Here is a 12559-nt window from a genome sequence, read left to right as displayed (position 1 = left end):
CCATCGGATGCTGCGCGCATGACGCCGAGAATTTCCGACGGGAACCGAACAAATTTGGAGAGCTTACTTATGAACATCAATACATTGGTCCGCATGGCCAGCGTAGCGGCATTTGCCAGCCTTTTTACTACCCCAGTGTTTGCCGCGGTGGTGGCGCCCGGCGCTTCGGCATTTTTGCCAGGGACCAGCCTGTCCGCAACACCGGCGCTGAACGGAAGCGTTGTTTACACAAACAGCTTGGCTTACGACCTGGACCCGAGCATTGCACTTTTCGTCGGACACGGCGAAGTCACAAACCAAGCGATTCGCTCGAACCTCGCCGACAGCCTGATTTTTGCTTTACAGCTGTTGGGGCCGATCAATATTACCGCCGACGACGTCTTGATAGACAGCATCATCCTGAATGGCTACGCCGGCTGGCAAACCGACATTCATTATCGCAGCGATACGGCCGGTGATCGCGGGCCCAGCTTCGTGGAGCGCTCTGCGAATGGCGATAACTTGCAATTTACCTTTGGCTTTCCCCTATTTTTGGGGAATTTGACCCAGGAAGCGCACGAAGAATCGTTCCCGATTGAAATTCTCACCAATGCCGACGCGTTCGAGACTAGCGGCCGGGCCACCATCCGCGGACGCACGGTCGTGGGAAATACGCCATTACAGGTATCCATAGGCGGCTTGGCCGTACCCACTGTCGTTCCGTTGCCGGCCTCGTGCTGGTTGTTCCTGGCGGGCATCGGCGTTCTGTTGGGTTTAACCCGAACCCAACAAAAGACTTAAATTCTGGCGATTAGGCCAGAGTCTCCGAAATCAAGAGGAAAATACTATGAAAATCGTATTATCAAAGCTGCGTCATGTCGCACTCACAGTTGCGCTGTTTGCTTCTTCCCAAGCTGCTGTTGCAAGCAATGCACTGTTTTTATCGCCGGCGGATCAGCTATTAACAAAGATCAACATGATAGTAAGGAGCTTACAATGAATGTGAATATACTGATTCGATTTCTTGGTGCTGTGCTTATTGCCTCGCCGTTGTTATTATCAAATCCCGCCTTCGCGGCAGACGGTAAATCCTATCCGGGCACTATTTGCCAATATTGGACTGCTTCTGGTTCGGACGGAAATGCGAACCGAAGTCGACTCGAAGTATCGCAGTTCGGCTGGATTGGTAATGACCGCGAGGCGAATAAACGTATAGGGGTCGTTTGTCCCTTGATTCGCGATTCCATGCGCGCCGGCATAGAACGGGTGATGGTACGTGGTTGGCACCCTGATTGCCCTTCGACCTCCGGAACAAACTGCCCCGGTAATAGTGAATGTACTCTACGGATCATGCCGATGAGTGACGGGTTCCCGCGCCAGCAAATCGGACCGCATAAGATGGTGCGTTGGGAGGTAGGAGACGCCGGGGGAAGAGACGCTTTAATGTTTGCCGGTTTTGGTAATATTTCGGTTCCTGATTTTGTAGATGCCGAGAGTCCGGGGCAAGGCTCAACCATCGTTCTGTTCTGCCGACTTGCTCCTGGAGCTCGCATTAACTCGATCTATGTGGGGGAAGGAACCTGAGAGATGTCTTAAAATAAAGCTTGGCATACTGGCGGCCGGGGCGTATTACCTCTCACGGCATTACGCATTCCCGGTGCCGGCTGGCCATGCTTTTCGTGTGTCACATCGGCTCGGGCTCGGAAACAAAGCCGATGCGGCTGACGCCGGCGCTTGCCGCATCGGCCAGCGCTTCCGCGACAAAGTGGTAGGCCGCGTCGCGGTCGGCACGGATGTGCAATTCGGCCGGATCGGGTTCCGAGCCCAACAGCGCCAGTTTTTGCTGCAGCTGTTCGCGGCTGACGGCCTCCCGATTCCAGAACAATTGACCGTCGGCGTCTATGGACAAATTGACCGGTTCGCTGGGCGTCGGTTGCTGCGCCTGGCTGTTGGCCTTGGGCAAATCGATTTTTACCGCATGGGTCATCATCGGCGCGGTGATCATAAAAATCACCAGCAGCACCAGCATCACGTCTATTAACGGAATCATATTAATTTCGGCGACGGTATGCCCGCCGCCGGTTTGTTGATCGAAGCCACCGAAGGCCATTAGTTTTCTCCTACTACCGACAGGGCCGATTGATGCAATGACCCACTATTTTCCGGCATGGCATTGATCGTCGAACCGGTGGTTAAAAAGGCGAACAGGTCGTGGGCAAAAGCATCCAGTTGCGCCAGCAACAGCCGGTTGGAGCGTACGCAATCGTTGTAAGCCAGTACCGCCGGAATCGCTACCGCCAGACCCAGTCCGGTCATGATCAAGGCCTCGCCGACCGGACCGGCGATTTGCTCCAGGGTGCCCTGGCCGTTTTGGCCGATGCCGAGTAAGGCATGGTAGACGCCCCAGACGGTGCCGAACAGGCCAATGAAGGGCGCGGTGCTGGCTATCGAGGCCAGAATGGTCAAACCCCATTCCAATTTGGCGGTTTCTTCGTCGATGACGCGGCGAATGGCGCGGGTCAAAAATTCACCGGCGGAACCGGCTTCCTGCAAGCGCTGCGAGCCGTGGATAGCATGGTGTCGGGTGGCGTTGATGGCGTGATAGGTCAGATGCGAAAACGGTTCTTCGTCGCGGTGTCCGTTCAAGTTTTCCGCCACCTCATCCAACGAGGCGGCGTTCCAGAACAGACTCAAAAATTGCCGGGTGCGACGGCGCGAGACTGCGGCGTGCCAGGCTTTGACCAGGATGAAATACCAACTGCCGACCGACATGACGATCAACAATAGAAATAACGATTGGCCGACGCCGTCGCTTTGCGACAGGAAATGGCTGAGGTTTTGGTTGAATGACATGCTTTTATCCTTCCAGACTGAATGAAATCGGTATCACGACCCAGGCGATTACGGCCTGCGTACCGCGTTTGGCGGGGACGAAACGCCAGTTTTTGACGGTGTCTTGGGCGGCTGCGTCCAGACGGGGATAACCGCTGGATTTGCGCAAAGTGACTTGTTCGACCATGCCGGCGGCGTTCACCAGTACCCGCAGAAATACCCGGCCTTGTTCGCCGAGTTGCCGGGATTGATCGGGGTAAGCGGGGGCAGGGTTATGCAAATAATCGGCATGCAAATTCGGTAGCGTCAATGCAGACGGGTCGCTCTGTTCTTGGCCGGCATGCCTGCTAATGGCTGCGCTGTCGGCCGGTGGATCAGCTTGCGGCAAACCGGTTGCGGCGGCTTGCGGCGGTTGTGGTTCGCTGGTGGCAGCGGTTAGCTTGGCAGTCGTATCGTTATCAGCGGCGAGCAGCGGTTTGGGTTTTGGGGTTTTGGGTTTTGGCGCAACCTTTTTATCCGGCTTTTCACGCGGTTGCTTGGGTTTGGGCGCAGCGGGCCTGAGCGATTTTGCTTCCGGAGCGCTGATCCAGTTCACCATGATGGGCTGCGCCGGAACCGGAGCTGGTTTATCGGACGCCTCGGGCAACAATCCCAGCCAAGCCAGATGTAAGGCTGTGGCCAAGCTTACGCCAAGCCAGCAGGTATGGGCGTTTGTCAGTTGCGAGTTGGCGAGGCGTGAAGGTGGCGGCCGTCGCCGAGGTTTGGCGGATACTACCGCGTACTGCAGAAAACAAAGAGTGGCAATCATAGAGCCTCGCGTTAAGCTGGGTTACTTACGCTTGGCTGGCTGGCCGTAGGGCTGGCTGGCTATGCGATGGATAGCGTTGTTTATTTAGTCAAAATCAATTTACCGTTGCTGGTAATCCTTAAGCGGTATTGTTCGCCCAAATGCTCGATAACGATTTCATTTTGGCTTGCAAATAGCTGTTGGCTGTTGAATTTACGTTTGCTGCCGGCGCACCCTGAATTTGCGATTGGACGGACAGCGGATTTTTCGTTGGGGTCAGTCACGGTTTTATGTCAATGGTAGAGATGGCTAGGTTGCCCTGGCTGTTTCTGTTCCAGCAAAGAACTGGAAACACTTTGCCAGTGTTCCAGCAGTTTTAGGTACATCTCGCGGCTATTGGGCGTTTGCCCGGGGTGTGCCAGCAATTGTTGCAGTTGCTGCACAATCAGGTGAGCCAGCTTTGGGCAATGGAGGCCGTTGATGAAGCGGGTCATCAACAAGCAGGTCGCCGCGTGCAATTGAGACAAGTCTTGCTTGTCGGCAAACCGGGCTTCGACAGAAGGCATAACATCCTCATGAAAAAAATCACAGAAAATAAAAACGGCGCACGCTGTTGATACTTTGGAGAATGACCAGGTGCGCCGGCGACAGTACGAGAGAGAACTGTCGGATACAAATGATAATGATTCTCAATAATATGTCAAGAGAAAAAATGCAGCCGCCTTTTTTGCTGCTTCCGTCTAAACAGGCTTGATTGAATAGCTACGTTGCAGGTTGTCTTGCCGCCCGTACTATCAGGCGGCCGATTTCATCAAGCAACCGACTGCGCATACTGGTTTTGCGCCAAACCAGGCCGATGCTACGGCTGGGAGCGGGCGCTTGGAACGGGATATAGCGAATGCCTTGATCCGGTTCTCGGATGGCAATGCGCGGCATAAAGGTAATGCCCGTGCCGGCCCGAACCATTTGCCGGAGGGTTTCCAGGCCGGTGGCCCGCACATCCTGCTGTTCTTCCGCACCATTAAGCCGGCAAATCTGCAATGCATGGCCACGCAGGCAATGGCCTTCGTCCAGTAACAATAATTGTTGGCCTGACAAATCCTGTTGGCGGATATGGTTGGCGTCAGCCAGGGGATGGTCGGCGGCAACCGCCAGCAAAAATTCGTCGTCGAACAATGCTTGGGTTTGCAAAAAATCGTCGCCGACAGGCATTGCCAGCAACGCCATATCGATTTGGCCGTTTTTCAACCGGCGGACCAATTCCTCGGTTTTTGCCTCGACCAATATCAGTCTGATACGTGGCAGTGTGTCTCTGATCAACGGCACCAAGGCCGGAAAAATATAGGTGGACAGCGTCGGGAAAGCACCGATGCGCAGATTGCCGGCCAAAGGGTCGCGAGCGGTTTCGGCCAGATCCTGCATGTGGTCGACTTCCTTTAATATGCGCCGGGCGGTAGCGATAATATGTTCGCCCACTTCGGTGGCTAACACCCGCTTATTATTTCGCTCGAAAATCTGCACGCCCAGGCGGTCTTCCAGTTTTTTAATCTGGGTGCTCAGGGTCGGCTGGCTGATATGGCAGTGTTCCGAAGCTTGCACAAAGCTGCGCAATTCGGCCACGGCAATTAAATAACGCAAGTCTCTGAGATTCATGGCAGCAAGTTGTATTGATTAAATCAATCGATACTATACAAACAATCGATTTTCCATTACAAACATAGCCCGGTAGACTGAATCCCGTACTGAATGAAAAGCAATTCAGACAGGGCGGTTAGCCAACTAGTCGCCGGCAACATATTTACTCAAAATTGGAGAATCGAGATGACCGCTAGCGTACCTAATGTTGTATTCAAAACCCGTGTCCGCGACGAGAGCATAGGCGGAGACAATCCTTTTCGCTGGCAGGATGTCGGCAGCGACGATATTTTTAAAGGCAAAAAAGTCGTGGTGTTTTCCTTGCCCGGCGCGTTTACGCCGACCTGTTCCAGCACGCATTTGCCCGGTTACGAAGCCAAATACCCGGACATCATTGCCCAAGGTGTCGATGAAGTGTATTGCCTGAGCGTCAATGATGCCTTCACCATGTATCAATGGGCCAAGCATCTGGGGGTTCAGCATGTAAAAATGCTGCCGGACGGCAACGGCGACTTTACCCGCGGCATGGGTATGCTGGTTAAAAAGGAAAATCTCGGCTTCGGCTATCGATCCTGGCGCTATTCAATGCTGGTCGAGGACGGCAAAGTCGTCAAACTGTTCAGCGAGGTCGGTCAAGCCGACAATCATCCGGAAGACCCGTTTGAGGTCAGCGATGCCGACACCATGTTGGCCTTTCTGAAACAAGCGCGTTAAGTTTTGTCGACCGGTTGATGAGGAATCTGTCCGGCTGCGTTCATCCCGCCGAGGAGCGGTAACATGTCTGAATATGATGTTGATTTGTTTGTAATAGGGGCCGGTTCCGGCGGCGTGCGGGCTGCGCGAATGGCGGCCGGATTGGGCGCTCGGGTGGTGATTGCCGAACAGCAATATCTAGGCGGCACCTGTGTGAACGTCGGCTGCGTGCCGAAAAAACTGTTCGTGTACGCCTCGCATTTTCAGGAAGATTTTGCCGCCGCCCCCGGCTTCGGCTGGTCTTTCCAGCCGCCGCGTTTCGACTGGTCGCAGCTGTTGGCACAGAAAAACCGCGAAATCGATCGGCTGCAGACTGTCTATCAAGGTCTGTTGGAGAATAGCGGCGCCAACATCATTATTGGACAGGCAAGGTTACTGGACGCGCATACGGTAGCGGTTGGCGAGCGGCAATTCCGCGCCGAACGGATTCTGGTGGCGACCGGCGGCCGGCCCTGGCTGCCGGATATTCCGGGCAAGGAGTTTATCTCCACCTCCGACGACATGTTTGCCTTGCAACATCTACCGGAGCGAATTTTGATTGTCGGTGGCGGCTATATCGCGGTGGAGTTTGCCGGCATCATGCATGGGCTAGGCGTTAAAACCACGCTGAGCTATCGCGGCGATAAACTGCTGCGCGGTTTCGACCAGGATATACGCGAGTTTGTAGCACAGGAGATGCTCAAAAAAGGCATAGACATCCACTTCAACAGTGATATTACCCGCATTGAAACACAAGATGGCGGCTACCTCGCCCATGCCGGACCAGGTCAAACCATTGCCGCGGATTTGGTGCTGTATGCCACCGGCCGGGTCGCGAACACTGAGGCTTTCGGGCTGAAAACGGCGGGCGTGGAGCTGGACGAGCAGGGTGCGATCAAGGTCGATGCATACTATCAAACCAGTCAGCCTTCGATATATGCGTTGGGCGACGTTACCAACCGCGTCAACCTGACGCCGGTGGCCACCGCCGAAGCGATGGCTCTGGTCAATCGCTTATATGCAAACCAGTGGACGCCGGTTGATTACGACAATATTCCCACGGCGGTTTTCAGCCAACCGAATGTCGGTACGGTTGGATTAACCGAGGCAGAAGCCGGAAGGCGCTATCCCAACGACATCGATGTGTATAAATCGGTGTTTACGCCGATGAAACACACCTTATCGGGCTTGGGCGAAAAGACATTGATGAAAATGCTGGTGCAACGCAGCAGCGACCGGGTGTTGGGCATGCATATGGTCGGCGCCGATGCCGGCGAAATCATTCAGGGTATGGCAGTTGCCATTCGGGCCGGCGCTACCAAAGCAGTGTTCGATTCCACCATCGGTATACATCCTACCGCGGCAGAAGAATTCGTTAGCATGCGCAAATCCGTGCCGGAATGATGAATGCAGTTAGATTTTATTGGTGCAAATCGCAAAAAAGGTTACAGTTATAAAACAGTTCGGAATATACCGACGCCGGTCGGCATGATTTTCAAAAAACGCAAACAAGGAGGCCGTTATGCGCCACTTTCTGTTACTGGCCTTGAGTGCCGCCGGCTTTGCCGGTGCGGCTGGGGCGGTCGATAGCCCTCAGCCGCCCGCCACGGCACCGGTTTCGACGCATAGCGCTAATCCGTTATTGGGGTTGCCGCCCGTGCCGGTGCCGGCAAATAATCCGCAATCGCAGGCCAAAATCGCCTTGGGCGATAAGCTGTTTCACGATAAACGGTTTTCCATAGACGGCACCATCAGCTGCGCGTCTTGTCACGACGACGACAAAGCTTTTACCGACAATCTGCCGGTATCGGTCGGTCATCACGGCCTGACCGGCACCCGCAATGCGCCGACGGTCATCAACGCGGCATTTTACAAATTCCAGTTTTGGGACGGCCGCGAACCGGATCTGGAAGGCCAATCCAAAGGGCCATTCATTAATCCGGTGGAAGCCGGCTTGCCCAGCCATCAACCCATTTTGGATATCGTCCGCAGCGACCCTGACTATAAAGCCGCTTTCCAAGACGTATTCAATGTCGCTGATGCAAAGCTGACCATGGAGCATGTCGCCAAAGCCATCGCCAGCTTCGAGCGCAGCATCGTGGCCGGCAACTCGGCATTTGATCGGTTTTATTTCAAGGGCGACCAAACCGCGTTGAGCGAACAGCAAAAACGCGGCTTTCAGTTATTTCTGGGCCAGGGCCGTTGCGTGTCCTGCCATGTCATCGAGCAAGACCAAGCCTTGTTTACCGATAACCGCTTTCATAACATCGGCGTCGGCATTAACGCGATTCAGGCGGATGTGCCCAGATTGGCTTTTGCGTTTTTGGAAGCCAAAAACAAAGGTGGCGATGTCGATCAAATGGTGCTGACCGACAAAAAATCTTCCGAGCTGGGCCGCTTTGCGGTCACCGACGGCATTAGCGAAATGGGGGCCTTTAAAACGCCGACTCTGCGTAACATTGCCTTGACCGCGCCCTACATGCACGACGGTAGCCTGAAAACCTTGAAAGAGGTCATCATCCATTACAGCAACGGTGGAGTGACGCCGGCCACTGCTCCGGTCAATCCGTATCTTAGCGGCGGTATTCGGCCCTTGAATTTGTTGGACAGCCAGATCGACGATCTGGTGGCTTTCCTGGAGAGCTTGACCAGCCAGCAATACCTCAAACCCACTGCAGCCAAACCAGGAGAAAGCCATGAATGACATCAATCGGAGTCGGCGAGATTTTTTAAGAACCGGTGGCGCTTTGGCTTTGGGCGCTAGCCTACCTATCAGCCTGGTGGAGCTAGCCTTTGCGGAATCCAGCCAGAATTTTACCTTTGCCTATATTTCCGACGCCCACATTCAGCACATCAAGGGCAATCGCTTTGTACGCAACTGGGATATGGGCTTGCAGCGGGCGGTGGCGGAGGTTAATTTACTCACCCCCAAACCGGATTTCGTGATGTTCGGCGGAGACTTGGCCCAATTGGGCAGTAAGGAAGAACTGGATCACGGCGCGGAAATCATGTCGGCTTTAAAGCACGATGTGCGCTATGTGATGGGCGAACATGATTATTATCTGGATTTGGGCGCTTACTGGGAACAACTATTTGGTCCGCAGTACTACAGCTTCGATCATAAAGGCGTGCACTTCATCGTCTTAAACAGCATTCGCACTTACGACGACTGGACATTCAAGCGTTGGCCGACCGCCGAACAACGCATGTTGGAAATGGCCGGGCTGGATAATCCCAACGGTTCGCCATTCATGGTCGGCGAGGAGCAACGCAAGTGGCTGAAGGAGGACTTGGCCAAAGTGACCAAAACTACACCGCTGGTGGTGTTCTCGCACTCGCCGCTGCAAAAAATCTACAAGGGTTGGAATTTCTGGACCGAAGACGCCGAACAGATTCAGGCCTTGCTGAAAGCGTATAAAAAAGTCTCGGTGATCTACGGCCACGTACATCAGATTCAATACAACCAGATTGGTAATATCAGCTTTAACTCGGTGATGGCCACCGCCTGGCCGTGGCCGTATCCGCAGGCATATGCGCAAGCCGAGCAGTATTTGCCCAAGCTGACGGTGCCGATGAATCGGGCCGATCCGTTCTTCGAGCGCGACGCCACCGGCTGGCAGTTTATCAATGTTGCCAACGGCAACGTGGATCTGAATTTTACCTTGTACAGCAACAAGGATAGGGTAGTACGCTTCGATAAAGCCAAAAAACAGCCGCAAGATGTCGAGTATCAGGTCGACAAAGCCCGCATCGACCCGCAAAGCCATTATTAACGCCGGAGATTACTATGTCTACATTCGATTTTATTGGCAAAGGCCTGCTGGCGTTGAGTCTGATGGTCACCGTAAACACCGTTTCAGCGGACGAATTTACCCCGGAAGACCAACAACGCTGGCAGCAACAGTTCATGGACAGCGTCAAGCAGGGCCGGGAATTATGGACCAGCCCGACTCTGGGTACTAACGGCGTGGCGTGCGCGCAATGCCACCCCAATGCCGCCAACACCCACCCGGAAACCTATCCCAAATTCCAGAAACAAATCGGCAAAGTGATTCCGTTGTGGGAAATGATCAACTGGTGCTTGCGCAACCCACTGGAGGGCGTGCCGTTGGCGGCGGACGACCCGAAGATGATCGCCATTCAAGCTTACGTGACCTACGAGCGGCGCGGAGTGAAACTGGAGCCGGGGAAACATTAAATAGATGGTTTGCAGATTGAATTGTGATGCCCATATCCAAAAGTTGTCGGCAAGCTTGATGCCCGTATGGCACCGCGCGACACTTAATAACTTAAAACCAACGCAGGAGATAAAACCATGGCAAACGAAGGTTATCACGAACCCATTAATGAACTTAGCGATGCAACCCGCGACATGCATCGGGCCATTACCTCGTTAATGGAAGAACTGGAAGCGGTCGATTGGTACAACCAGCGCGTCGATGCGTGTAAGAATCCGGAACTGAAAGCCATTTTGGCGCATAACCGCGACGAGGAAAAAGAACACGCGGCGATGGTGCTGGAATGGATTCGCCGCCAGGACCCGAAATTCGACCATGAGCTGAGGGATTATTTGTTTACCGACAAAACCATTGCCCATGAGTAGTGTTGTTGGATGCGGCGGGGTAAATGCGGTATCCATACCATGGCTTTCGTATGGCAAGATTCTACGGAAGCTTTGATTTGGAATGATTAACGAATATCATGGGTTGGAAATTAATTACGCAGGCACATTTGCCTGATTTACCGGCTAATATCAAGTTATCAAGGCAAATATGCCCGGTTTACCGATTATGCAGGCAAAAGTGCCTGAAAACCCCGCCAATATCAACTTATGTAGGCATATTTGCCTGATAATCAATGGTTATGTTTCATGAGCCCAATGGCTAAGAAAAGCAATCCACTGCTGACACTGACACAGCTTCGGTACAAAATTATGCCGTTGCTTATGGAAGCCACTAAAGGTGACGATGGCGTCCTAGGTGAAATTGTGCGAATTCACCTTGTAACAGAATACTTGCTCGAAGAGTTAATCCGTTTGGTTTTAGAAAAAAATGCCGAGGCGGTATTGTCTATCGGGTTGAAATACAGTCAAAAGCTCCAGTTGGCAAGCCAACTGGAGCTTGTTGAAGAGCTTAATTTGCTGCCTGATTATGTGGTGGGCTCGCTACGCAAATTGAATAAGTTGCGAAATAGAGTTGCCCTTCGCTTAAATGAATCGGTCGAAGATGCTGAAGTACTAGAACTGTTTGTGGGGCTGGAAAGTGAATTGCCATACATTGACCTTATGGAGCTTGGCACAGTGATAACTCTTCGAAGGTATCGTTCCTTTATCTTTGGACACATGCTGCCCAAATTCGAGTCTATTGAAAATGAAACATAATCGGGTAAGAGCCGGTTTCTCTCCGGCTCTCCCCACAACACCCCGCATGCGGGTCCGCACGGGGCGTTTCCTCTGCATAGCTAAAATTGACCGCGCCGTCGCAATCAATCCCAAAGCTGGCTACGAAACCTTACCGCCGCACATGTCGAGCATGAACGAGATAAGGACGTCTCACTCTTTGACAGAGGTTCAGGCCTTCACCCTGTCCTACCCATTACAGTAGGCATTTGGCTACTATGCCGTCTGCTGACTTCTGTTTAATCACCTGAACGGTTGCCCGAGCAGGCGCTACGGAAGATGGCCAAGTCGCTATCAAATTTGCTCGATCACTGGCCGATAGCAGCCAGGTCGCCTGGACATTTATAGCAGTTGCCCAACTGTCATTCATCATCGATCATCTCCATCGCTTGTTAAACAGATCTCCCCAGATAAGAACGTGAACTGTCACTGCACAACTGCCACATTTACCGTATTCCTCGAACCGGTGGGTTTCGTTATCTGGTGCTAACTCACCCCTGGAACTCGGCCTTTTATGTGATTTCTGTCCGTCAGCTCGCAGCTTTGCACTGGGGCTTCCTCCAGACAACACCTCGCGGTATTGCCCTTACCGTCGGCTAGTCGTTAAAATAGTCGGCATATGTTAAATGCTAACCAATGTCGGTTCTCCGACAGGGGACTTTCACCCCATAAGTTCACGCCCATGCTGGGCGTACACAAAGCGCTGCTGTCGGACAAATTTTCCGTTGCTCTCCAAATTTGCCGCAGAGCACGGCGTTAAACACAAGTGGAGTTCATAGCAATGAAAGTTGGAAACCCAATACCAATAATTCGTTCATTTGATGAAGCTAAAGCTAAGGAGTTCTATATAGAGTTTCTTGAGTTTAAGGTGGACTGGGAGCATCGATTCGAAGATGGAACACCGCTATATATGCAAATATCTAAAGGCGGTTGTGTTATCCATGTCTCCGAGCATCACGGTGACAGTAGTCCAGGTTCTTCCCTTAGAATAGAGATCGATGAACTTGATGTTTTTCAAAAGCACTTGAGTGATAAGAAATATAAAAACGCTCGGCCTGGAATAACCGATCAACCTTGGGGTAGAGATATGTCAATTGCAGATCCGTTTGGAAATAGGGTTATTTTCAGTGAGTTGAACAATGTTTAACAAAGTGTTGCACGCGGATTTGGTAAAGTCGTCACCTTTTTTGCAAAGA

Annotated in this window: 17 protein-coding genes; 11 read left to right on the top strand and 6 right to left on the bottom strand. The window is 52.8% G+C overall.

Annotated features, from left to right (window positions below):
- Positions 1-69 precede the first annotated feature (69 nt).
- From M0R33_RS07040 to M0R33_RS07030, 3 genes are read left to right on the top strand one after another with little or no spacing between them, the layout of a single operon-like run.
- Positions 70-780: a hypothetical protein gene (locus tag M0R33_RS07040; protein WP_292567045.1), complete on the top strand. Its 711-nt coding sequence runs from the start codon at positions 70-72 to the stop codon at positions 778-780.
- Positions 781-826: 46 nt separating this feature from the next.
- Positions 827-979, top strand: coding sequence for a hypothetical protein (locus tag M0R33_RS07035; RefSeq protein ID WP_292567042.1), 153 nt, complete (start codon positions 827-829; stop codon positions 977-979).
- Positions 976-1563, top strand: a complete 588-nt coding sequence (locus M0R33_RS07030; RefSeq protein WP_292567040.1) for a hypothetical protein — start codon at positions 976-978, stop codon at positions 1561-1563. Before M0R33_RS07035 ends, M0R33_RS07030 begins: the two co-directional genes overlap by 4 nt.
- A gap of 100 nt (positions 1564-1663) precedes the next feature.
- Here the strand turns inward: M0R33_RS07030 and M0R33_RS07025 are convergent, their stop codons facing one another.
- The 6 genes from M0R33_RS07025 to M0R33_RS07000 form a co-directional block, all read right to left on the bottom strand.
- Positions 1664-2089: a biopolymer transporter ExbD gene (locus tag M0R33_RS07025; protein ID WP_292567037.1), complete on the bottom strand. Its 426-nt coding sequence runs from the start codon at positions 2087-2089 to the stop codon at positions 1664-1666.
- Positions 2089-2832 carry a MotA/TolQ/ExbB proton channel family protein gene (locus M0R33_RS07020; protein ID WP_292567034.1) on the bottom strand — a complete coding sequence of 248 codons (744 nt, stop codon included), beginning with the start codon at positions 2830-2832 and terminating at the stop codon, positions 2089-2091. The genes M0R33_RS07025 and M0R33_RS07020 overlap by 1 nt, the downstream gene beginning before the upstream one ends.
- 4 nt (positions 2833-2836) lie before the next feature.
- Entirely contained in the window at positions 2837-3619 is a 783-nt protein-coding gene (locus M0R33_RS07015; protein WP_292567031.1) for an energy transducer TonB, read from the bottom strand.
- An 80-nt stretch (positions 3620-3699) separates the two neighbouring features.
- Positions 3700-3846: a hemin uptake protein HemP gene (locus M0R33_RS07010; protein WP_292567194.1), complete on the bottom strand. Its 147-nt coding sequence runs from the start codon at positions 3844-3846 to the stop codon at positions 3700-3702.
- 45 nt (positions 3847-3891) lie between these two features.
- Positions 3892-4164, bottom strand: a complete 273-nt coding sequence (locus M0R33_RS07005; protein WP_292567029.1) for a hypothetical protein — start codon at positions 4162-4164, stop codon at positions 3892-3894.
- Between the two features lie 196 nt (positions 4165-4360).
- Positions 4361-5251 carry a LysR substrate-binding domain-containing protein gene (locus tag M0R33_RS07000; RefSeq protein WP_292567028.1) on the bottom strand — a complete coding sequence of 297 codons (891 nt, stop codon included), beginning with the start codon at positions 5249-5251 and terminating at the stop codon, positions 4361-4363.
- A 168-nt stretch (positions 5252-5419) separates the two neighbouring features.
- Here M0R33_RS07000 and M0R33_RS06995 point away from each other — a divergent pair, with 168 nt between their 5' ends.
- From M0R33_RS06995 to M0R33_RS06960, 8 genes are all read left to right on the top strand, one after another.
- A complete protein-coding gene (locus tag M0R33_RS06995; protein WP_292567026.1) occupies positions 5420-5947 on the top strand; it encodes a peroxiredoxin in 528 nt (175 codons plus the stop codon).
- 63 nt (positions 5948-6010) lie between these two features.
- Positions 6011-7369: a glutathione-disulfide reductase gene (gene gor / locus M0R33_RS06990; protein ID WP_292567023.1), complete on the top strand. Its 1359-nt coding sequence runs from the start codon at positions 6011-6013 to the stop codon at positions 7367-7369.
- A 118-nt stretch (positions 7370-7487) separates the two neighbouring features.
- Positions 7488-8669 (top strand): cytochrome c peroxidase, encoded by a 1182-nt coding sequence (locus tag M0R33_RS06985; RefSeq protein ID WP_292567021.1) that lies wholly within the window; start codon positions 7488-7490, stop codon positions 8667-8669.
- Positions 8662-9738, top strand: a complete 1077-nt coding sequence (locus M0R33_RS06980) for a metallophosphoesterase (protein WP_292567018.1) — start codon at positions 8662-8664, stop codon at positions 9736-9738. Before M0R33_RS06985 ends, M0R33_RS06980 begins: the two co-directional genes overlap by 8 nt.
- 14 nt (positions 9739-9752) lie before the next feature.
- Positions 9753-10163 carry a cytochrome C gene (locus tag M0R33_RS06975; RefSeq protein WP_292567016.1) on the top strand — a complete coding sequence of 137 codons (411 nt, stop codon included), beginning with the start codon at positions 9753-9755 and terminating at the stop codon, positions 10161-10163.
- 117 nt (positions 10164-10280) lie between these two features.
- Positions 10281-10568 (top strand): ferritin-like domain-containing protein, encoded by a 288-nt coding sequence (locus M0R33_RS06970; RefSeq protein ID WP_292567013.1) that lies wholly within the window; start codon positions 10281-10283, stop codon positions 10566-10568.
- A 267-nt stretch (positions 10569-10835) separates the two neighbouring features.
- Positions 10836-11345, top strand: coding sequence for a hypothetical protein (locus M0R33_RS06965; protein WP_292567010.1), 510 nt, complete (start codon positions 10836-10838; stop codon positions 11343-11345).
- Positions 11346-12144: 799 nt separating this feature from the next.
- Positions 12145-12510, top strand: a complete 366-nt coding sequence (locus tag M0R33_RS06960) for a glyoxalase superfamily protein (protein WP_292567007.1) — start codon at positions 12145-12147, stop codon at positions 12508-12510.
- The last annotated feature ends 49 nt before the right edge of the window (positions 12511-12559 follow it).

The sequence above is a fragment of the Methylomonas sp. genome (assembly GCF_023228165.1).
GTDB lineage: Bacteria > Pseudomonadota > Gammaproteobacteria > Methylococcales > Methylomonadaceae > Methylomonas.
This window is presented reverse-complemented; position numbering and strand designations above follow the sequence as displayed.

Excerpts from the sequence above, each read along its gene's own strand:
- M0R33_RS07040 (WP_292567045.1), top strand. The coding sequence starts at position 70 with ATGAACATCAATACATTGGTCCGCATGGCCAGCGTAGCGGCATTTGCC.
- M0R33_RS07035 (WP_292567042.1), top strand. The coding sequence starts at position 827 with ATGAAAATCGTATTATCAAAGCTGCGTCATGTCGCACTCACAGTTGCG.
- M0R33_RS07030 (WP_292567040.1), top strand. The coding sequence starts at position 976 with ATGAATGTGAATATACTGATTCGATTTCTTGGTGCTGTGCTTATTGCC.
- M0R33_RS07025 (WP_292567037.1), bottom strand. The coding sequence starts at position 2,089 with ATGGCCTTCGGTGGCTTCGATCAACAAACCGGCGGCGGGCATACCGTC.
- M0R33_RS07020 (WP_292567034.1), bottom strand. The coding sequence starts at position 2,832 with ATGTCATTCAACCAAAACCTCAGCCATTTCCTGTCGCAAAGCGACGGC.
- M0R33_RS07015 (WP_292567031.1), bottom strand. The coding sequence starts at position 3,619 with ATGATTGCCACTCTTTGTTTTCTGCAGTACGCGGTAGTATCCGCCAAA.
- M0R33_RS07005 (WP_292567029.1), bottom strand. The coding sequence starts at position 4,164 with ATGCCTTCTGTCGAAGCCCGGTTTGCCGACAAGCAAGACTTGTCTCAA.
- M0R33_RS07000 (WP_292567028.1), bottom strand. The coding sequence starts at position 5,251 with ATGAATCTCAGAGACTTGCGTTATTTAATTGCCGTGGCCGAATTGCGC.
- M0R33_RS06995 (WP_292567026.1), top strand. The coding sequence starts at position 5,420 with ATGACCGCTAGCGTACCTAATGTTGTATTCAAAACCCGTGTCCGCGAC.
- gor (WP_292567023.1), top strand. The coding sequence starts at position 6,011 with ATGTCTGAATATGATGTTGATTTGTTTGTAATAGGGGCCGGTTCCGGC.
- M0R33_RS06985 (WP_292567021.1), top strand. The coding sequence starts at position 7,488 with ATGCGCCACTTTCTGTTACTGGCCTTGAGTGCCGCCGGCTTTGCCGGT.
- M0R33_RS06980 (WP_292567018.1), top strand. The coding sequence starts at position 8,662 with ATGAATGACATCAATCGGAGTCGGCGAGATTTTTTAAGAACCGGTGGC.
- M0R33_RS06975 (WP_292567016.1), top strand. The coding sequence starts at position 9,753 with ATGTCTACATTCGATTTTATTGGCAAAGGCCTGCTGGCGTTGAGTCTG.
- M0R33_RS06970 (WP_292567013.1), top strand. The coding sequence starts at position 10,281 with ATGGCAAACGAAGGTTATCACGAACCCATTAATGAACTTAGCGATGCA.
- M0R33_RS06965 (WP_292567010.1), top strand. The coding sequence starts at position 10,836 with ATGAGCCCAATGGCTAAGAAAAGCAATCCACTGCTGACACTGACACAG.
- M0R33_RS06960 (WP_292567007.1), top strand. The coding sequence starts at position 12,145 with ATGAAAGTTGGAAACCCAATACCAATAATTCGTTCATTTGATGAAGCT.